This window comes from Burkholderia sp. AU27893 (assembly GCF_002223205.1).
Lineage (GTDB): Bacteria > Pseudomonadota > Gammaproteobacteria > Burkholderiales > Burkholderiaceae > Burkholderia.
The window spans coordinates 313,321-332,711 of the sequence record NZ_NKFD01000002.1 but is presented as its reverse complement, the minus strand read 5'-3'; the positions used below and the strand labels follow the sequence as shown (position 1 = coordinate 332,711).

Below are 19,391 nucleotides of genomic sequence, written 5' to 3'. Positions count from 1 at the left end.
CAACGAAGGAATCGCCATGGCTCATACGCTCCCGCCGCTCCCGTACGCTGAAGACGCACTCGCGCCGACCATCTCGAAAGAGACGATCGAGTACCACTACGGCAAGCACCATCAGGCTTATGTGACGAACCTGAACAATCTGATCCCGGGCACGGAATTCGAAAACCTGTCGCTGGAAGAGATCGTGAAGAAGTCGTCGGGCGGCATCTTCAACAACGCCGCGCAAATCTGGAACCACACGTTCTTCTGGAACAGCCTGTCGCCGAACGGCGGCGGCGCACCGACGGGCGCGCTGGGCGACGCGATCAACGCCAAGTGGGGTTCGTACGACGCATTCAAGGAAGCGTTCACGAAGGCCGCAGTCGGCACGTTCGGCTCGGGCTGGGCATGGCTCGTGAAGAAGGCTGACGGTTCGCTCGACATCGTGTCGACGAGCAACGCAGCAACGCCGCTGACGACCGCCGACAAGGCACTGCTGACGATCGACGTGTGGGAACACGCGTACTACATCGACTACCGCAACGCACGTCCGAAGTTCGTCGAAGCGTTCTGGAACATCGTGAACTGGGACTTCGCAGCGAAGAACTTCGCGTAAGGTCCGGCACCTGCGCGCCGCTACGGCGCGCGGCATCCAGCAAAAAGCCCTCGAAACGAGGGCTTTTTGTTTTTGACGCGGTGGAACGTGCCGCGCGTACCGGGTCAGGCCAGAAGGCCGAGCCCCCAGCCGAGCGCGGCGCTCGCGATCACGACGGCCCACGGCGGTACACGCCAGAACACCAGTGCGACGAATGCGACGAGCGCGGCGGCCAGATCGCGCGGCGCCACGATCGTGTCGGTCCAGACCGGGTGATAGAGCGCGGCGACCAGCAGCCCGACGACGGCTGCGTTCACGCCCGCGAGCGCGGCCTGCATGCGCGTGCTGCGGCGCAGGCGTTCCCAGAACGGCGCGGTGCCGGCCACTAGCAGGAACGACGGCGCGAAGATCGACACCAGCGCGATCGTGCCGCCGAGCCAGCCGTTCGGCGCGTTGTGCAGCGACGCGCCGAGGAATGCCGAGAACGTGAACAGCGGCCCCGGCACGGCCTGCGCGACGCCATATCCGGCCAGGAACGCCGCATCGCCGACCCAGCCGGGCGCGACCACGGCCGCCTGCAGCAGCGGCAGCACCACGTGCCCGCCGCCGAACACGAGCGCGCCCGTGCGGAAGAACGCATCGACGACGGCAAGCGTATCGGAGCGCAGCGTACGGGCCGCGAACGGCAGGGCGACGAGAAGCACCGCGAACAGCGCGAGCCACAGCACGCCTGCGCGAGGCGACACGTGCAGCGGCAGTGGATCATGCGCGCCACGCGACGGTTGCGGCAGCAGCACGAGGCCGGCCAACCCGGCCGCGACGATCACCGCAACCTGGGTCCACGCGGCCGGTGCGAGCAACGCGACGCAGGCGGCCGCGGCCATCAGCGTGACGCGGCGGGCATCCGGGCACAGCGTGCGCGCCATGCCCCACACGGCTTGCGCGATCACGGCGACCGACACGATGCGCAGCCCGTGCAGCGCGCCGGCTTCGATCGGCGCGCCTGTTGCATGCACGCCGAGCGCGAACAGCATCATCAGCAGCGCCGATGGCAGCGTGAAGCCGAGCCACGCGGCGAACATGCCCGCGTAGCCGGCGCGCGCGAGGCCGATCGCCATCCCGACCTGGCTGCTCGCGGGCCCCGGCAGGAACTGGCACAGCCCGACGAGATCCGCATACGTGCGCTCGGTGAGCCAGCCGCGCCGCGTGACGAATTCGGTGCGGAAGTAGCCGAGATGCGCGACCGGGCCGCCGAACGACGTGAGGCCGAGCCGCAGGAACGCGATGAACACAGGCCACGGATGGCGGGAGGGAGCGGAGACGGTTGACGTGCTCAAGGCGGTGCGGGCGGATGAACGGACGAGCCGCCACGATAGCGCAACGCGGTGACGGCGGGGAGGTCGCGTGGCGGCGGTGCCGAACCTCAGCGCAGGCCGTCGGGCAACCCGCTCGCGCGCCGCAGCGCATCGACGTCGACGAGCTCGATCTCGCCGACGTGCAGCCGCACGACGCCGTCGGCCTGCAGCGCCTTCAGCAACTGGTTGGTGGTCTGCCGCGTCAGCGACAGCATCGCCGCGAGCTTTTCCTGCGACAGCCGGATGCGGGTGCGGCCGGCGCTGATCCCGCCGTAGCCGTCGGCGATCATCAGCAGCCGGGCGGCGAGCCGCTGCGCGGCCGGCATCACGCTCATCGATTCGACGGTCAGGAAGCTCAGGCGCAGTTTCTGCGCCATCAGCAGCGCGAAGTGCCGCCAGTATTGCGGCGTCGTATCTAGGATCGCGAGCAGCGCGGCCTGCGGGACGTGCAGCAGCAGCGCGTCGTCGAGCGCGATCGCGTCGTGCGTGCGCGGCTGGCCGTCGAACAGCGCGATTTCGCCGAACCAGGTGACGGGCTCGGCCACCGTCAGCAGCGCTTCCTTGCCCTGCGGGTCGACCGCACCTATCGTGAGTGAACCGGCCAGTACCGCGTACAGCCCGCACGGCGGGTCGCCGCGCCGGAACAGCGCATGGCCGGCCGGCAGCCGGCGCAGCGCCGCGCGGGCGAGCAGGTCCGCGCGCAACGCGGGCGGCAGCGCGGCGAACCACGGGTTCGCTTCGATCTGCGGCAGGTACGGGGCGAGCGAAGAGGGCATGGGCACGCGATGTCGGGTAGCTGACAGAGGTTCTCGGGCGTGACGCGCATCATAGCGGTCAACCATGGACCAGGAGACGCGATGAAGACACTCGAAGACCATCTTGCCCAGTATGCGGCCTACCACCGCGACGCGCGCAACATCGCGACGCATCTGGTCGGCATTCCGATGATCGTGTTCGCGGTCGAGGTGCTGCTGTCGCGGCCGGCGCTCGGGATGCTGGCCGGCATCGCGCTGTCGCCGGCGCTGCTGCTGGCCGTCGCGTTCGCGGTGTTCTACCTGCGTCTCGACCTGCGGTTCGGGATCGTGATGACCGCGCTGTTCGCGCTCGGCCTGTGGGCCGCACAGGCCCTCGCGTTGCTGCCGACCGCGCAATGGCTCGCGATCGGCATCGGTGCGTTCGTCGTCGGCTGGATCGTGCAGTTCGTCGGACACTGGTTCGAGGGGCGCAAGCCCGCATTCGTCGACGATCTGGTCGGCCTGATGGTCGGGCCGCTGTTCGTCGTTGCCGAGGTCGCGTTCTTCGCGGGGCTGCGCGGCGACGTGCGCCGCGAAGTCGAGCGGCGGGCCGGCCCCGTGCACGGCGGCGCGCATTCGCATGTCTGACGCACCGGCGTGCGTGGTCGGCGCGGGCGCTGTCGGTTGCTATCTCGGTGGACGGCTGGCGGCGGCCGGCGCGAACGTGACGCTCGTCGGCCGCGCGCGGATCGGTGACGCGATTCATCGGCACGGGCTGACGCTGACCGACCGGCGTGGCTACCGCGCGACGCTCGCGCCGGCCGATGTCGTGTTCGAGACCGATCCGGCGGCTGCGGCCGCCGCGCGGCTCGTGCTCGTGGCGGTGAAAGCGGCCGCGACGCGCGAGGCCGCGGCGCAGCTTGCCGGCGTGCTGCGGCCCGGCACGGTCGTGATCAGTTTCCAGAACGGCCTGCACAACGCCGACGTGCTGCGCGAAGCGCTACCGCAAGCCACCGTGCTGGCCGGCATGGTGCCGTTCAACGTGATCGAGCGCACGCCCGGTGCGTTTCACCAGGGTTCGGCCGGCGCGCTGGCGGCCGAAGCCTCCCCCACGCTGACGCCGTTCGCCGATGCATTCGCGCGTGCCGGGCTGCCGCTCGCGCTGCACCGCGACATGCGGGCCGTGCAATGGGCAAAGCTGCTGCTCAACCTGAACAACGCGGTCAACGCGCTCGCGAACCTGCCGCTGCGCGACGAACTCGCGCAACGCGCGTACCGGCGCTGTGTTGCGCTTGCGCAGCGCGAAGCACTGCACTGGCTGGCGCGGGCCGCGATCCGGCCCGCGCGGCTGACACCGTTGCCGGCCGGGTGGCTCCCGGCCGTGCTCGACTTGCCCGATCCGGCGTTTCGCGTGCTTGGCGGCCGGATGCTCGCGATCGACCCGCTCGCGCGTTCGTCGATGTCCGACGATCTCGCGGCGGGGCGGGCGACCGAAGTCGAGTGGATCAACGGCGAGGTCGTGCGGCTGGCCGCGCACTTCGGCGGGCAGGCGCCCGTCAATGCGCGACTGTGCGCGCTCGTGCACGACGCGGAACGCGCGGCGGCGCGCCCGGCCTGGCGCGGCGATGCGCTGTGGACCGAGCTGACCGTGCAAGCGCCGCGCGCGGGCGACGTGCGAGCTGCGTAGGGGTTGCACGACTCGCCGCATGGGCGTGCGTGACGCCGCACGGCGTGTGCAACGGCTAAGATGCGGAGTGCGTCATACGACGCCTATGCGGAGCCGTCACCATGGTGGATCGTCCGACTCTCGATGCCTACGACGCCCATGCCGCGCAATACGCGCAGGACTGGCTCGACCAGGCTGCGCCCGACGACATGTACGCGCTGCTGGAGCAGCATTTCTCGCCGGGGCTGACCGCGGACGTCGGCTGCGGGGCCGGGCGCGATACGGCCTGGCTCGCGTCGCGCGGCTTCGACGTGCGCGGCTATGACGCGAGCGCCGCGCTGCTCGACGAGGCGCGGCGTCGCCACCCGGATCTCACCTTCGAGCAGGCCGCGCTGCCGGCGCTGGCCGGCGTGCCGTCCGGCGCGTTTCGCAACGTACTGTGCGAAACGGTCGTCATGCATCTCGAACAGGCGGAGGCGGCCGCTGCCGCCGCGCGGCTGGCCGAGTTGCTGATGCCCGGCGGCACGTTGTACATGAGCTGGCGGGTGGCCGGAAACGGCGCGTTGCGCGACGAGCGCGGCCGCCTCTATACGCCGCTCGATTCGGCGCGGATGCGGGCGGCGCTCGGCGCCGGCACGCAAGTGATCGACGAGCACGAGGTCGTCAGCGCCTCGTCCGGCAAGCGCGTGCACCGGCTGATCGTACGCAAGGCTGCCGCGGCCGCCTGAGCGCGGCGCGGGGCACGCTCATTCGCGGTTGAGTGCCGCTTCCCAGTTGATGTCGACGCAGAGCACCTGCATGCCGGTCGCGACCGGCGCGGCGATCGACGCGGTCACGCACAGGTGCGCCTCGTTGATCGACAGGTAGGGCGCCGTCAGGTGCACGCGTCCCGGCGCGCGCATTGCGTCGATGAAGTACGGGCGGCGTTCCCAGCTTGCCCCTTCGGAATGCAGCAGCGGCCGGAAGCGCTTCGCGCGCTGCGAGACGCTGCCGCGCGCGAGCACGTTGTCGCCGATCTGGCGCCCCGATGCGTCGAGCAGGAAGCAGCGTGCGGTCTCGGGCAGCCCGAGCACGGCTGCGGCCGCGTCGGTCAGCGTTTCTCCCGCGACGAGCTTCCGGCTCGCTTCCTCGAGCGCCGCGACGTACGGCGCGAGCCGTTCCGCCTGCGTGCGCTCGCGTTTCGCGACGCGTAGCCGCAACGCGGCCGACAGCGTATCCATGCAGCCCGCGGCGGCCTGCGGCTGCACCGGTTCGACGCTCGGCCCCGCGAAGTACTGACCCTGCACGAAATCGACGTCGCACTCCAGTGCGATCAGCGCGTCGCGTTCGGTCGCGAGCCCGCCCATCAGCACGAGCTGACCGGATTCGTGCAGCAACGACACCAGCCCCGGCAGCACGCGTTCGAGATGTGAGTGCTCGCTCGCCTGCGCGAGGATGCCGCGGTCGAGCGTGACGATGTCGGGATGCAGGTGCCACACGCGGTCGATATTCGAATGCTTCGCGCCGAACCCGACGAGCGCGATCAGGAAGCCGGCCTTGCGCAGCCCGTCGACGATCGCCGCGTAGCGCGGCGTCTCGCCGCCCGCCTGTTCGGGCACCTCGAGCACGACGCGATGCGGCGGCAGCCCGAGCGCCTTCAGGTTCGCGAGCATTGCGTCGCTGTAGACGGTGTCCATCAGCGCGGCCGGGTGCAGGCTCAGGAAGAGCCATTCGTCGTGGCTGTCGAAGGCGTGGAAGTTGCCGAGATGCAGCGATTCGGCGAGCCGGCCGAGCTCAAGCAGGTCACCGCGCCGCGCCGCCTGCGTGAACACCTCGTGCGACGCCACCTGGCGGCTTTCCTCGTCGTGCGCACGCAACGACGCGTGATAGCCGATCGCGCGGCGGTGCGACACCGAGAAAACGGGCTGGAACACGCTGAACACGGTGTAGCCGCCGTACAGCACGGTGCGCCGGTTCCCGTCGTCGCCCGCGACGGGGCGGGGCGGCTGAAAGCCGGGGGGATCGATTTCGATCATGCTCATGATGTCGGCCGAAGGAGGACTGCCAGTTTACCTAGAGAATAGGCGAGCAAGAAGCGTGCACGGCATCGTACCCCGTGCGGCGGCGCGTCGCGGCCAAGCTCCGCGGGGCATTACCGGTGTTTCAGATGCGCCTCGCAGGGCCGCGCTGCACCGTGATGGTGCGCGCCGACCCGGTTCGGCGCGCACCCCGCATCACGCGCGCTCGGACGGGTCGGTCTTGCGCGCGGTGCTGCGGATCTCGGGCGCGAGCTGCGCGAAGATCCACGCGGAAGCCGCCGTGATGATCCCGACGCAGATGAACGTCGCATGGAACGCCGGCAGCGTGTTGCTCGGCGTCACGGTGCGCAGCATGCCCGTGAACGTGGCGAGCAGCGCGCCTGCGACCGTGACGCCGAGGCTCATCGACAGCATCTGCACGAGCGAGAACAGGCTGTTGCCGCTGCTCGCGCCGCCCGTGCCGAGATCCTTCAGCGTCAGCGTGTTCATCGCGGTGAACTGCATCGAGTTGAAGCCGCCGAACAGCGCGAGATGCACGACCTTCACCCAGACGGGCACCGTGTCGCGCATCAGCGCGAAGCTCGCCATCATCACGCCGACCATGATCGTGTTCGCGAGCAGCACCTTGCGGTAGCCGTGCCGCGTGATCAGGCGCGTGATGATCCGCTTCGAGAACATCCCGGCGGCGGCCACCGGCAGCATCATCAGCCCGGCCTCGAACGCCGAGTAGCCGAGACTCACCTGCAGCAGCAGCGGGATCAGGTACGGCATCGCGCCACTGCCGATTCGCGCGAACAGGTTGCCGAGCAGCCCGACGCTGAAGGTATGGATCCGGAACAGCTCCAATGAAAAGATCGGGTGCGGCGCGCGCACCGCATACAGCCCGTACGCGACGAAGCACGCGAGGCTCAGGATCAGCAGCACGAGCACGGCCGCGTGCTGCATCCCGAGATCGGCGAGCCCGTCGAGCGACAGCGAGATCGCGACCATGCCGATCGTCAGCAGCAGGTAGCCCTTCAGGTCGAAGCGGCCGACGGCCGGGTTGCGCGAGTCGGGCATCGAATAGAAGGTCGCGATGCAGCCCGCGACGCCGACCGGCACGTTGATCAGGAAGATCCAGTGCCACGACGCGATCTTCACGAGCCAGCCGCCGAGCGTCGGCCCGATCAGCGGGCCGATCAGGCCGGGAATCGCGACGAACGACAGCGCGGCCAGGTAGCGCTCGGCCGGAAAGGTACGCAGCACCGCGAGCCGTCCGACCGGCAGCAGCATCGCGCCGCCGACCCCCTGCACGACGCGGAACGCGACGAGCTGAGTCAGCGTATGCGCATTCGCGCACAGCAGCGAGCCGAGCGAGAACACCAGGATCGCGCTGAAGAACACGCGCCGCGTGCCGAAGGTATCGGCGAGCCAGCCCGAGACCGGGATCATCACCGCCATCGTCAGCGAGTACGCGATCACGACCGACTGCATCCGCAGCGGCGATTCGCCGAGGCTCGCGGCCATCGACGGCAGCGCCGTGTTCACGATGGTCGCATCGAGCGTCTGCATGAAGAAGCCCGTTGCGACGAGCCAGAGCATCACGGTGAGATTCTTTTCGCCGGGGGCGGCGGCAGGCGGACGCTGGAACATGGGGGCGGGAGGGTGGCGCGGGACAGCCGACATTGTAGGGAAAGCCGTCGCGTCGTGCCGGTTCGGCGCAAGGACGGCGCGAAGTCCGCCGACAGGCGCCTCCCGTCCCTGTCGATCGGCCAGTACAGTTCGGCCAAAAGTGTCTGCAGCCGTATCTGTCCGTGTGCTGCCACTGTCCGAAATACTGATGCCATCGGATCCGTGCGACCAGGAGGCTGCCATGCGCGAACTGCGACTTTATGTGATCGATGGCGACGAGCCGGCCGGTCGGTGGCGGATCGTCGATCGCACCTCGCTGGAGGTGGCCGACGGCGAGGTCTGGGTGACGATCGAGGGCTTGCCCGATGATCACTGGCTTGGCGCCGGGGCTGCGCTGATGCTGACGCCCGGCATGCGCGTATGGGTCAGCGCGGGGTCGCAGGGTGCGACGTTCGCGTTCGGTCCGCTCGAAGTGCCGGCAAGGCGAGCCGCGCAGGCGTGGTGGAGGCCGCTCGTCGCGTGGCGAGGCGGCCGGCGCCATGCGGCCGTATCGCTGCCGACTTAACGCGCCCGGCGCGGGATCAGCGTTCGGTCCGGGCAGTGTTCGAGCGCATGCGTGATCCAGCCGGCCGTGTGGTCATGCGACGATCTGCGATCTGCATGATCCGCGAGTCCGGCTCTGGTACGTCCCGGTCGAGCGAGCATTCGCCGCTCGCGCGGGAGCGTTTCGCGTCGGCACGGCAGCATGCGGGCAGCCGCACTCGATTCGCGTGAGGGTCGCGGTACCCGGTTGCGCGATCCGGTAGTGAGCGCAGCAGGTCGCGGTTCACACATGCAGGGGTTCACGCCGGTATCGAGGATACCGGCAGGTTTCCTGCGCACTGGAAGGTGTGAGGTCGGCCGTTTCCGCCGGAACGCAGGGAATACGACCGTGCGTGATGTGCGGATTCACGCAATCAGGATTGCTCGCGACTGCCGCCGATCCTAGACTCGATGTTGTCTTCTTCACCGCCCATTCCGCCATGACCCCCGAACTTGCTTTGGCGTATCTGTGGCGGCTCGCACACGGCGACCCCGGCGCGCTCGCCCGCGCGACCGTAACGGGGCAGGACCCGACGTTGCCTTCGACCTTCCGGGTCGGCACGCTGGCCGCGGCGACGATCGCGGCAGCCGGGCTCGCGGCGGCCGAATGCCACCGGCTTCGCACGGGCGTCGCGCAATCCGTCGACGTATCGGTGCGCGATGCACTCATCGCCTTCCGCAGCGAACGCTACCTGCGCGTGGACGAGGGTCCGCCGCCGGAGTTGCGTCATCCGGTGACGGGCTTCTTCGAGACGGGCGACGGACGCTGGATCCAGCTGCACGCTAACTTCCCGCATCACCTGAGCGGCATTCTCGACGTACTCGGCTGCGGCGCGCAGCGGGACGATGTCGCCGCGGCGATCCGCACGTGGGACGGTGCGGCACTCGATACCGCGCTGGCCGACGCCGGGCTGTGCGCCGCATTGATCAGAACACCTGACGAGTGGGCGTCGCTCGAGCAAGCGCGCGCGATCGCGTCGCTGCCGCTGTTCGAGATCGAGCGGATCGGCGATGCGCCGCTCGAGCGGATCGGTCGCGGCGAAGCCGGCCAGCCGCTCACGGGTGTGCGCGTGCTCGATCTCACGCGCATCATCGCGGGGCCGGTCGCGGGCCGCACGCTGGCGTCACATGGCGCGCAGACGCTGCTCGTCAACGGCCCGCACCTGCCGAACATCGCGCCGCTCGTGATCGACAACGGGCGCGGCAAGCGTTCGACGTGGATCGACCTGCGCGATGCGGCCGGTGTCGATACGCTGCACGCGCTCGTGCGCGATGCGGACGTGTTCCTGCAGTCGTACCGCCCCGGCGCGCTCGCGGCCCGCGGATTCGCGCTGCACGCGTTGGCGGAGCGGAGGCCCGGCATCGTGTACGTGTCGATCTCGGCGTACGGACATGCGGGGCCGTGGGCGCAGCGGCGCGGCTTCGATAGCCTCGTGCAGTCGGCGAGCGGGATCGCGTGGCAGGAGCAGCAGGCCGCGCACGCGGACGCGCCGCGCCACCTGCCGTGCCAGGCGCTCGATCACGCAACGGGGTATCTCGCGGCGTTCGGTGCGATGATCGCGCTCGCGCGGCGGGCGAGCGAAGGCGGAAGCTGGCACGTGCGGCTGTCGCTCGCGCAGACGGGACGCTGGCTGCAGTCGTTCGGCAACGTGCCGGATGGCCTGCGTGCGCCCGATCTCGCGGCCGCCGACGTGCGCGACCGGCTCGACCGCGTCGCATCGCCGTTCGGCATGCTCGATACCGTGCGACCGGCCGAGCGCCTGTCGGCCACGCCGCCGGCGTTCGAGCGGCCGCCCGTGCCGCCCGGCACCGACGTCGCGCGCTGGCTGTAAGCGGTAAGCGGTGGCCGCGCGGTCGGCGTTACTTGCGCAGCTCGACGACGAAGTCGTAGTAATCGTTGCGGCAGTAGGTATCGGTCAGTTCGATCGCGCGCTGGTCCGACGTATAGCCGATCCGCGTGATCAGCAGCAGCGCGTCGTGCGGCGCGATGCCCATCTGTTCGGCGATTTCGTCGGTCGCATTGACCGCGCGGAAATGCTGCAGCGCGCGCACGATCGGCGTGCCGCGCGCTTCGAGATAGCTGTACAGCGAACCGCCGATCGCCTGCGGATCGGGAATCAGCGTCGCGGGGAACGTCGAGTTCTCGACGGCCATCACGATGCCGTCGGCGAGGCGCAGGCGTTTCAGGCGTGTAACGGATGCAGCCGGCGACAGTCCGAGCTGGATCACTTCGTCGCGGTTCGCCGGCTGAATTTCGCGTGCGAGCCATTGCGAACTCGGCTTGAAGCCGCGGCGCTCGAGCATTTCGCTGAAGCTCGACAGTCGCGACAGCGGATCCTCGTAGCGCGGCTGGATGAAGTTGCCGGCGCCCTGCGTGCGGCGAATCAGGCCCTGCTCGACGAGCAGCGCGATCGCCTTGCGTGCGGTGATGCGCGACACGCCGAGCGCATCGGACAGCACGCGCTCGGAGGGCAATGCCTCGCCGGCTGTCCAGCGGTTGTCGTGGATCGCGTCGCCGAGCTTGCGGGCGAGCTGCAGGTACAGCGGCGTGTCGTTGTCCGGGTCGGGGCGCAGGTCCTGCCACCGGTCGTCCGTGGGTGCCTTCATGGAATGGGTATCGATCAGGTTGCGGCCATTCTAAGTCATCATGCGGTGCCGTTATAGCCGGTTTTTGCCGTGCAATAGGCCGTCGTCCTGCCGATTGACTACACTGACACGTCGTATTCCATGCTTCGGCCGCGCTGCGCGGCCACGAACCCGCAACGAGGAACGCATGACAGACACGATCGCCACGGTCGTCCTGCCGGACGGCGAGACGATTCCGAAGCTCGGTCAGGGCACCTGGGAAATGGGTGAGCGGCCGGCCCGCCGAGCGGACGAGATCGCCGCGCTGCGCGAAGGCATCGAACTCGGGATGACGCTGGTCGATACGGCCGAGATGTACGGCGACGGCGCGACCGAGGAGCTGGTCGGCGAAGCACTCGCGGGTTTGCGCGACGACGTGTTCCTCGTCAGCAAGGTCTATCCGCACCATGCGAGCCGGCGCGGCGTCGTTGCCGCGTGCGATGCGAGCCTCAAGCGCCTGCGCACCGATCGTCTCGATCTGTACCTGCTGCACTGGCGCGGCTCGGTGCCGCTCGAGGAGACGGTCGAGGGCTTCGAGGCGCTGCAGCGCGCCGGCAAGATTCGTCGCTGGGGCGTGAGCAACTTCGATACGGCCGATATGGAGGAACTCGTCGACGACGCGGGCGGCGGTGCCTGCGCGACCAACCAGATCCTCTACAACATCGCGCGGCGCGGCCCGGAATTCGACCTGCTGCCCTGGCTCGCCGATCACCGGATGCCGGCGATGGCGTACAGCCCGGTCGACCATGGGCGGCTGTCGAAACGTTCGCCGCTCGACGAGATCGCGCGGCTGCGCGGCGTGTCGGTGATGCGCGTCGCGCTGGCATGGGTGCTCGCGCAGCCGGGTGTATTCGCGATCCCGAAGGCATCGAGGATCGAGCACGTGCGCGACAATCGCGCCGCGCTCGATTTCGTCTTCAGCGATGACGAGCGCGCGCAGCTTGACGCGTATTTCCGTCCGCCGCGCAGCAAGCGCGCGCTCGAGATGCTCTGACGGCATCCGGTCAGGCAACGTGTCCGGTCAGTGGTTGCCGCCGGACGAGCCGCCGTTGCCGTGACCGCCGCCATTGCCGTTGCCGGTACCGTGGCCATTGCCGACACCGTTGGGCCCGCCATTGCCGGCGCCACCGCTGCCGTTGCCATTGCCGTTGCCGCCGCCATCGCCGTGGCCACCGTTGCCTTCGCCGTTGCCCGAGCCGCCGTTGCCACCGCCATTGCCTTGACCACCGTTGCCATGGCCGCCACTGTCGCCGTGGCCACCGCCGTTGCCGTGGCCACCGCCGTCGCCATGGCCGCCACCGTCGCCGTGGCCACCACCGTCGCCGTGACCACCGCCGTCGCCGTGGCCACCACCGTTGCCGTGGCCACCGCCGTCGCCGTGACCACCACCGTCGCCGTGACCACCGCCGTTGCCGTGGCCACCGCCGTCGCCATGGCCGCCACCGTCGCCGTGGCCACCACCGTCGCCGTGACCACCGCCGTCGCCATGACCGCCGCCGTCGCCGCCACCACCGTTGCCATGGCCACCACCGTCGCCGTGGCCACCGCCGTCGCCGTGGCCACCGCCGTCGCCATGGCCACCACCGTTGCCGTGGCCGCCACCGTCGCCGTGACCACCGCCGTCGCCGTGACCGCCACCGTTGCCATGGCCGCCACCGTCGCCGTGACCTCCACCATCGCCATGGCCACCACCGTCGCCGTGACCACCACCGTTGCCATGGCCACCACCGTCGCCGTGACCACCACCGTCGCCGTGACCACCACCGTCGCCGTGACCACCACCGTCGCCGTGACCACCGCCGTTGCCGTGGCCACCGCCGTCGCCATGGCCGCCACCGTCGCCGTGGCCACCGCCGTCGCCGTGACCACCGCCGTCGCCATGGCCGCCACCATCGCCGTGACCTCCACCGTCGCCATGGCCACCGCCGTCGCCGTGGCCACCACCATCGCCGTGACCACCGCCGTCACCATCGCCACCGCCTCCGTGTCCGCCATGGCCTCCGCCGCCGGAAGTGCCGCCGCCCGAAGTGCCGCCACCCGAAGTACCGCCACCCGAAGTACCACCACCCGAAGTACCACCACCCGAAGTACCACCACCCGAAGTACCACCACCCGAAGTGCCGCCACCACCGGAACTACCGTTACCACCGTTGCCGGACGAGTTGCCTCCGCGACCCGTGCCGCTCGTCCCGCCGGACGTTCCGCCTGTCGTTCCACCGACACCTGCAGGTCCGACGGCACCGTTGCCGTTATTTCCCCCGCCACCGTTGCCGCTGCCACTACCGTTGGCCGGCCCAGGGCTGCCGCTACCATTGCTGCTCGGGCCGGCCCCGTTCCCGCCGATACCATGACCGGCATAGACCTGCACCGCACACCCAGCCGGATTGGCTGCGCATGACGTAGCGTCCGCGACCAGCGTCATGATGGTGTCCGCGCCGGCGTTCGCGCCGGGCGCGGAATCAGGCGTGGTGGTTTGTGCGACGGCATACGAGCAGCAGCACGCAAACGCGGCCGCGGCCAGCAAGGTCGCACGAGGGCACCGTCCCGCCGGACGGGACGGTTGTTTCGTCTTATGCATGATGGCCTCCCCTTGCGCGCGACGCCTCGTTGCCGCGCGGCTAGCTACGTGTAGTGCAGGGAGCCATAAAAGATTCGTTATCCTATCGGTGACCGATTGCCTTGGGGCCGGCGCTTGACGCCAGCCGCGAACGCGGATCGGCACGCGGGCCCGCCGTGCGAATCCCTATGTGCGAGATTCGTGCCATCGGCCGCTTGTGCCCGTCGCGCAAGGCGCGTGCGGACACGCGACGCACGCACGCAGCGTCGTCGGGGGGATTTTGTTTCCGGAATGAAACGTCCGGGCGTTCGCGCGTGGCTCAGCGGGCCGGCGCATCGGCCGCGCGCTGCCAGCGGTGGAACAGGATCGACGCGATCCAGCACACGAGGAACAGCGCGACGATGCCGTAGCCGATCGAGCCGAAGCGTTCGCCGAGCGCATCGAGCGTGTCGCGCACGGGGCCCGTCAGCGCCAGCTTGTCGGCCAGCAGGCCGGCTGCCTCGATTCCGCCGATCGCTAGTGCGACGGCCGCCGACACGAACGTGATGCTCGCGTTGTAGAGCAGCTTGCGCTGCGGATCGTCCATCGCCCAGCCGTACGCATGAATCATCAGCACGTTGTCGGTCGAGTCGATCAGCGTCATGCCGGCGGTGAAAAGCGCGGGAAACAGCATGACCGTATAGACCGGCAGCCCCTGGCTTGCCTGCGCGGCGGCGATCGCGAGCAGGCCGATTTCGGTTGCAGTATCGAAACCGAGCCCGAACAGCACGCCGACCGGATACATGTGCCAGCTCTTCGACACGAACCGGAACAGCGGACGCAGCAGCCGGGACACGAGCCCGGCAGGGCGGTGCACATGCGCGGCATCGTGTGCATGCCCGTGCGTGCCGCGATAACGCCGCCACACGTCGCGCAGGATCATCAGGTTCACGCACGCGAGCACGAGCAGGAAGGTGGCCGACACCGCCGTGCCGATCGTGCCGCCGATCTCGCGGAATGCGTCGAACCGGTCGCGCAGCGCGAACGCGGTCAGCGCGATGCCGAGCGTCGCGGCGATCACGATCGTCGAATGGCCGAGCGAGAAGAACAGGCCGACGCTCACCGGACGCTGGCCGTCCTGCATCAGCTTGCGCGTGGCAACGTCGATCGCGGCGATGTGATCGGCGTCGACTGCATGGCGCAGCCCGAGCCCGTACGCGATCGCCGCGGTGCCGAGTAGCAGCGGATGGTCGCGCAGCACCGCGAGCGCCCACAGCCACACGGCGACGTTCGCGGCGATCAGGCCGGCGTAGAGCATCAGCAGGCGGCGCAGGGCAGGGGTGGGCGGCATCGGGCGGGTTCCATCTGACGAATCGCGGTCCATTGTGGCATGTGAAAAAAATGCCGGCGATCAAAAAGCCGCAATCGCGGCAGCGAGCGCCGAATGAAAAAAGGCCCGTCCGGAACCGGACGGGCCTTGCCTGCAAGCAGCAGCGCTTGAGCGCGCCGCGCTTACTTCACTTTCGCGCTGATCACGCCTTCCGACACGTTGGCCGGCGTTTCCGCGTAGTGCTTGAACTCCATCGTGTACGTCGCGCGGCCCTGCGTGGCCGAACGCAGCGACGTCGAATAGCCGAACATCTCCGCGAGCGGCACTTCGGCGCGCACGAGCTTGCCGCCGCCGCCCGCGATGTCCTCCATCCCCTGCACGATGCCACGCCGGCTCGACAGGTCGCCCATCACGTTGCCCATGAAATCCTCGGGCGTCTCGACCTCGACGGCCATCATCGGCTCGAGCAGCACGGGCTTCGCGCGGCGCATCGCTTCCTTGAACGCCATCGAGCCGGCCATCCGGAACGCGTTTTCGTTCGAGTCGACGTCGTGGTACGAGCCGAACGTCAGGTGAACCTTCACGTCGACGACCGGGTAGCCCGCGAGCACGCCGCTCTTCAGCGTCTCGGTGATGCCCTTGTCGACGGCCGGGATGAATTCGCGCGGAATCACGCCGCCCTTGATCTCGTCGAGGAACTCGTAGCCCTTGCCGGGGTTCGGCTCGAGCGTGATCACCGCGTGGCCGTACTGGCCGCGACCACCCGACTGCTTGACGAACTTGCCCTCGACGTCGGACGCCGTCGTGCGCACCGTCTCGCGATACGCGACCTGCGGCTTGCCGACCGTCGCCTCGACGCCGAATTCGCGCTTCATCCGGTCGACCAGGATTTCGAGGTGAAGCTCGCCCATCCCCGAGATGATCGTCTGGCCGGATTCTTCGTCGGTCTGCACGCGGAACGACGGATCTTCCTGCGCGAGGCGGTTCAGCGCCAGGCCCATCTTTTCCTGGTCGGCCTTCGTCTTCGGCTCGACGGCCTGCGAGATCACCGGCTCCGGGAATTCCATCTTCTCGAGGATGATCGGCTTCGCCGGATCGCACAGCGTGTCGCCGGTGGTCGCTTCCTTCAGGCCGACGGCCGCCGCGATGTCGCCTGCGCGCACTTCCTTGATTTCCTTGCGCTCGTTCGCGTGCATCTGCAGGATCCGGCCGAGCCGTTCCTTCTTGTCCTTGGTCGCGTTGAGCACGGTGTCGCCCGATTCGACCACACCCGAATACACGCGGAAGAAGATCAGCTGGCCGACGAACGGGTCGGTCATGATCTTGAACGCGAGCGACGAGAACGGCTCGTCATCGCTCGGATGGCGTTCCGCCGGCTTTTCCGGATCGGCGAAGTCGTGGCCGAGGATGGCCGGCACGTCGACCGGCGACGGCAGGTAGTCGATCACCGCGTCGAGCATCGCCTGCACGCCCTTGTTCTTGAACGCGCTGCCGCACAGCATCGGCACGATCTCGTTCGCGATCGTGCGCTTGCGCAGCGCGGCCTTGATCTCGTCCTCGGTCAGCGATTCATGGTCGTGCAGGTACTTCTCGAGCAGTTCCTCGCTCGCTTCCGCCGCGGCCTCGACCATCTTTTCGCGCCATTCGTGCGCGAGCTCGACGAGGTTTGCCGGGATGTCCTCGTACGAGAACTTCACGCCCTGGCTTTCGTCGTCCCACACGATCGCCTTCATCTTCACGAGATCGACGACGCCCTGGAAATGATCTTCCGCGCCGATCGGAATCTGGATCGGCACGGCGACGCCTTTCAGGCGCTCGCCGATCTGCTTCTGCACGCGGAAGAAATCGGCGCCGATGCGGTCCATCTTGTTGACGAACGCGATGCGCGGCACCTTGTACTTGTTGGCCTGGCGCCAGACGGTCTCGGACTGCGGCTGCACGCCGCCGACCGAGTCGTAGACCATGCACGCGCCGTCGAGCACGCGCATCGAGCGCTCGACTTCAATAGTGAAGTCGACGTGGCCCGGGGTGTCGATGATGTTGATCCGGTGCTCGGGATAGTTGCCGGCCATGCCCTTCCAGAAGGCCGTGGTCGCGGCCGACGTGATCGTGATGCCGCGTTCCTGCTCCTGCTCCATCCAGTCCATCGTGGCCGCGCCGTCGTGCACTTCACCGATCTTGTGGCTCACGCCGGTGTAAAACAGGATGCGCTCGGTCGTCGTGGTTTTGCCGGCATCGATGTGAGCGCTGATCCCGATATTGCGATAGCGCTCGATGGGGGTTTTGCGGGGCACGTGAACCTCCTTAGGTTCGGATGTAAGCGGGCCGACAGTGGCGGCCCGGGCTGGTCAAGCGAGACTTAAAGCATAGCGCTTGCGCGTGGCTTTTGCAGATGCGGCCGGCAGCGGCGGAATCAAGCCGGGCGCCACCGCCGGCGGGCGAAAAAAAAGCCGGCGCGCAACGGGCGGCCGGCTTCGGTCGGTGCGCGGCACGGCGCCGCGGCAACGGCCGTTACGGGGCCTTCGGCAGGCCTTCGAGCTTCATGCCGGGCTTGATGCCCTTCGCCGCGAACCAGCCCTTGCTCATTTCGAGCGCATAGACGCCGTTGTTGCGCGGGCAGTGGTTGTCGGTCGTCTCGGCCTTCATCTCGTCGATGTCGGTGATCGTGCCGTCCGCGCGGATGAACGCGATCGACAGCGGGATCAGCGTGTTCTTCATCCAGAAGCAATGCACTGCGTTCTCGTTGAACACGAACAGCATGCCTTCGTTCGGCGCGAGCTGCGAACGGTACATCAGCCCCTGTTCGCGGTCGGGGTCGTTCGCGGCGACGGCCGCGTCGATCACGTACATGCCGGCGCGCAGCTTCACGCGCGGGAATTCGCTCGGCTGCTTGGCGCCGGGCGGCACTTGCGCGCTGGCGGCCTGCATGCCGAACGCCATGACGGCGAGCGCGGCGGGAAACACGGCGGCGCGCGCAAGGCGGCCGAGCGACGAGCGCAGGGAGAATTGCACAGCAAGGCTCCTATCTGGAAAACGAGACCCGCATGGTACGCGATGCGTGTCGTCGGGCACAAAAAGAAAAAGGCAGATCGCCTTGCGGTGATCTGCCTTTCAACGCCGTAAGAACGGCAAGACTGCGTGTTCTTGACTGCGTTATTTATTACAGCAAGCTTACTTAGTTCGAAGCAGCTGCCGGTGCTGCTGCGTCGCTCGCTGCAGCCTTCTTCGATGCCTTGTGGTGCTTCTTGGCTGCGTGGTGCTTCTTGGCAGCGTGCTTAGCCGGTGCCGAAGCAGCTTCAGCAGCAGCCGGAGCAGCTTCCGGAGCCGATGCTTGTGCGAAAGCAGCCGTTGCGAAGAGACCAGCGACCAGAGCAGCGATCAGTTTGTTCATGTTGTGTTCCTCAGCTTTAGTTAATTAACCAAATGACCCGGCAATAGGAGTCATGTCGTCTAACGGTGCCATCCACCTTTCGGTTGACAGACGCTTCGAGAAATTTCTCATTGCGCTGCGGGCGCCGAATCGTATTCGATAAAAACGTCGCTTTCGTGACGCAAACACGGGTTCGGCTGCCAATGCCGGATAGCTAAGGTTGGCATCTGCGTGATTTAACGCGCGATCTTCGCAGCCGGTTGACGAAAAAGATGACGAAAAATTCGCCCGTCCCGAATTCGTCATCCGGCGGGCGCGAAACCCTCCCACGGTGCGCGCGGCGGCAGGGCGATTGTTTCTCCCGGTGCAATGCCGAGCGCGAATATATCCAGTGCGCCGATGCCGACGCGCACCAGGCGCAACGTCGGGAAGCCGACGGCCGCCGTCATCCTGCGTACCTGCCGGTTCTTGCCCTCGGTGATCGCAAGCTCGATCCACGTCGTCGGGATCGCGGCACGGTAGCGGATCGGCGGATTGCGCGGCCACAGCGTGTCGGGCGGTTCGATGAACTCGGCGCGGCACGGGCGCGTCACGTAGTCGCCGAGGTCGACGCCGCGCGCGAGCGCCTTCAGGTCGGCGGGGCCGGGCGCGCCCTCGACCTGCGCCCAGTAGCGCTTGACGAGCTTGTGGCGCGGCTCGGCGATGCGCGCCTGCAGCGCGCCGTCGTCGGTGAGCAGCAGCAGCCCCTCGCTGTCCGCGTCCAGCCGGCCGGCCGCGTAGACGCCGGGCGTTTTGACCCAGTCGCCGAGCGACGGGCGCGTCTCGTGCGCGGAAAACTGGCAAATCGTGCCGAACGGCTTGTTGAGGGCGATCAGGTTCATGGCGGGGCGTCCGCCCGGCGCGCCGCGGGAAGCGGGGGCGGGCGGTCTATGGCAAATGGCGGAATCTTAATGCATAATACGGAACGGCAAGTCCTCTGTCTTATATAAG

Annotated in this window: 18 protein-coding genes; 8 read left to right on the top strand and 10 right to left on the bottom strand. The window is 68.3% G+C overall.

Annotated elements, in window-relative coordinates; all coding sequences use genetic code 11:
* Positions 1-16 precede the first annotated feature (16 nt).
* Positions 17-595, top strand: a complete 579-nt coding sequence (gene sodB, locus CFB47_RS14665; protein ID WP_089440866.1) for a superoxide dismutase [Fe] — start codon at positions 17-19, stop codon at positions 593-595.
* A gap of 104 nt (positions 596-699) precedes the next feature.
* Here the strand turns inward: sodB and chrA are convergent, their stop codons facing one another.
* Both chrA and CFB47_RS14655 read right to left on the bottom strand, forming a co-directional pair.
* On the bottom strand, positions 700-1,911 hold the full coding sequence (chrA, locus tag CFB47_RS14660; RefSeq protein WP_089461540.1) for a chromate efflux transporter: 1,212 nt from the start codon (positions 1,909-1,911) through the stop codon (positions 700-702).
* Positions 1,912-1,997: 86 nt separating this feature from the next.
* Positions 1,998-2,705, bottom strand: coding sequence for a Crp/Fnr family transcriptional regulator (locus CFB47_RS14655; protein ID WP_089461539.1), 708 nt, complete (start codon positions 2,703-2,705; stop codon positions 1,998-2,000).
* A gap of 81 nt (positions 2,706-2,786) precedes the next feature.
* On the opposite strand from CFB47_RS14655, the gene CFB47_RS14650 reads away from it, so the two are divergent.
* The 3 genes from CFB47_RS14650 (at position 2,787) to CFB47_RS14640 (ending at position 5,057) form a co-directional block, all read left to right on the top strand.
* Positions 2,787-3,311 carry a DUF962 domain-containing protein gene (locus CFB47_RS14650; RefSeq protein ID WP_089456801.1) on the top strand — a complete coding sequence of 175 codons (525 nt, stop codon included), beginning with the start codon at positions 2,787-2,789 and terminating at the stop codon, positions 3,309-3,311.
* Positions 3,304-4,350 carry a 2-dehydropantoate 2-reductase gene (locus CFB47_RS14645; protein ID WP_089461538.1) on the top strand — a complete coding sequence of 349 codons (1,047 nt, stop codon included), beginning with the start codon at positions 3,304-3,306 and terminating at the stop codon, positions 4,348-4,350. The genes CFB47_RS14650 and CFB47_RS14645 overlap by 8 nt, the downstream gene beginning before the upstream one ends.
* A gap of 101 nt (positions 4,351-4,451) precedes the next feature.
* A complete protein-coding gene (locus CFB47_RS14640) occupies positions 4,452-5,057 on the top strand; it encodes a class I SAM-dependent methyltransferase (protein ID WP_089461537.1) in 606 nt (201 codons plus the stop codon).
* 18 nt (positions 5,058-5,075) lie between these two features.
* On the opposite strand, the gene CFB47_RS14635 is transcribed toward CFB47_RS14640, so the two are convergent.
* Both CFB47_RS14635 and mdtD read right to left on the bottom strand, forming a co-directional pair.
* Positions 5,076-6,350, bottom strand: coding sequence for an EAL domain-containing protein (locus CFB47_RS14635; protein WP_089461536.1), 1,275 nt, complete (start codon positions 6,348-6,350; stop codon positions 5,076-5,078).
* 192 nt (positions 6,351-6,542) lie between these two features.
* Positions 6,543-7,979, bottom strand: coding sequence for a multidrug transporter subunit MdtD (gene mdtD / locus CFB47_RS14630; RefSeq protein WP_089461535.1), 1,437 nt, complete (start codon positions 7,977-7,979; stop codon positions 6,543-6,545).
* A 220-nt stretch (positions 7,980-8,199) separates the two neighbouring features.
* Between mdtD and CFB47_RS14625 the strand changes: the two genes are divergently transcribed.
* Both CFB47_RS14625 and CFB47_RS14620 read left to right on the top strand, forming a co-directional pair.
* The gene (locus CFB47_RS14625) at positions 8,200-8,523 is read left to right on the top strand and encodes a DUF2917 domain-containing protein (protein ID WP_089456796.1); all 324 of its coding nucleotides are present in this window, start codon (positions 8,200-8,202) and stop codon (positions 8,521-8,523) included.
* A 457-nt stretch (positions 8,524-8,980) separates the two neighbouring features.
* Positions 8,981-10,372, top strand: a complete 1,392-nt coding sequence (locus CFB47_RS14620; RefSeq protein ID WP_089461534.1) for a CoA transferase — start codon at positions 8,981-8,983, stop codon at positions 10,370-10,372.
* A 28-nt stretch (positions 10,373-10,400) separates the two neighbouring features.
* Here the strand turns inward: CFB47_RS14620 and CFB47_RS14615 are convergent, their stop codons facing one another.
* Positions 10,401-11,147 (bottom strand): GntR family transcriptional regulator, encoded by a 747-nt coding sequence (locus tag CFB47_RS14615; RefSeq protein WP_089440857.1) that lies wholly within the window; start codon positions 11,145-11,147, stop codon positions 10,401-10,403.
* 166 nt (positions 11,148-11,313) lie between these two features.
* Between CFB47_RS14615 and CFB47_RS14610 the strand changes: the two genes are divergently transcribed.
* On the top strand, positions 11,314-12,159 hold the full coding sequence (locus CFB47_RS14610) for an aldo/keto reductase (protein ID WP_089461533.1): 846 nt from the start codon (positions 11,314-11,316) through the stop codon (positions 12,157-12,159).
* 60 nt (positions 12,160-12,219) lie between these two features.
* Positions 12,220-13,563, top strand: coding sequence for a hypothetical protein (locus tag CFB47_RS42125; protein WP_179258951.1), 1,344 nt, complete (start codon positions 12,220-12,222; stop codon positions 13,561-13,563).
* Between the two features lie 478 nt (positions 13,564-14,041).
* Here CFB47_RS42125 and CFB47_RS14590 read toward each other — a convergent pair whose 3' ends face one another.
* The 5 genes from CFB47_RS14590 to CFB47_RS14570 form a co-directional block, all read right to left on the bottom strand.
* Entirely contained in the window at positions 14,042-15,052 is a 1,011-nt protein-coding gene (locus CFB47_RS14590) for a HoxN/HupN/NixA family nickel/cobalt transporter (protein WP_179250035.1), read from the bottom strand.
* 161 nt (positions 15,053-15,213) lie between these two features.
* Complete coding sequence (fusA, locus tag CFB47_RS14585) at positions 15,214-17,325, bottom strand: elongation factor G (protein ID WP_089440853.1); 2,112 nt, start codon at positions 17,323-17,325, stop codon at positions 15,214-15,216.
* A gap of 217 nt (positions 17,326-17,542) precedes the next feature.
* Positions 17,543-18,043 carry a DUF192 domain-containing protein gene (locus CFB47_RS14580; protein WP_089456792.1) on the bottom strand — a complete coding sequence of 167 codons (501 nt, stop codon included), beginning with the start codon at positions 18,041-18,043 and terminating at the stop codon, positions 17,543-17,545.
* 163 nt (positions 18,044-18,206) lie between these two features.
* A complete protein-coding gene (locus CFB47_RS14575; RefSeq protein WP_011352970.1) occupies positions 18,207-18,422 on the bottom strand; it encodes a hypothetical protein in 216 nt (71 codons plus the stop codon).
* Between the two features lie 281 nt (positions 18,423-18,703).
* Complete coding sequence (locus CFB47_RS14570) at positions 18,704-19,282, bottom strand: pseudouridine synthase (RefSeq protein ID WP_046544582.1); 579 nt, start codon at positions 19,280-19,282, stop codon at positions 18,704-18,706.
* Positions 19,283-19,391 lie beyond the last annotated feature (109 nt).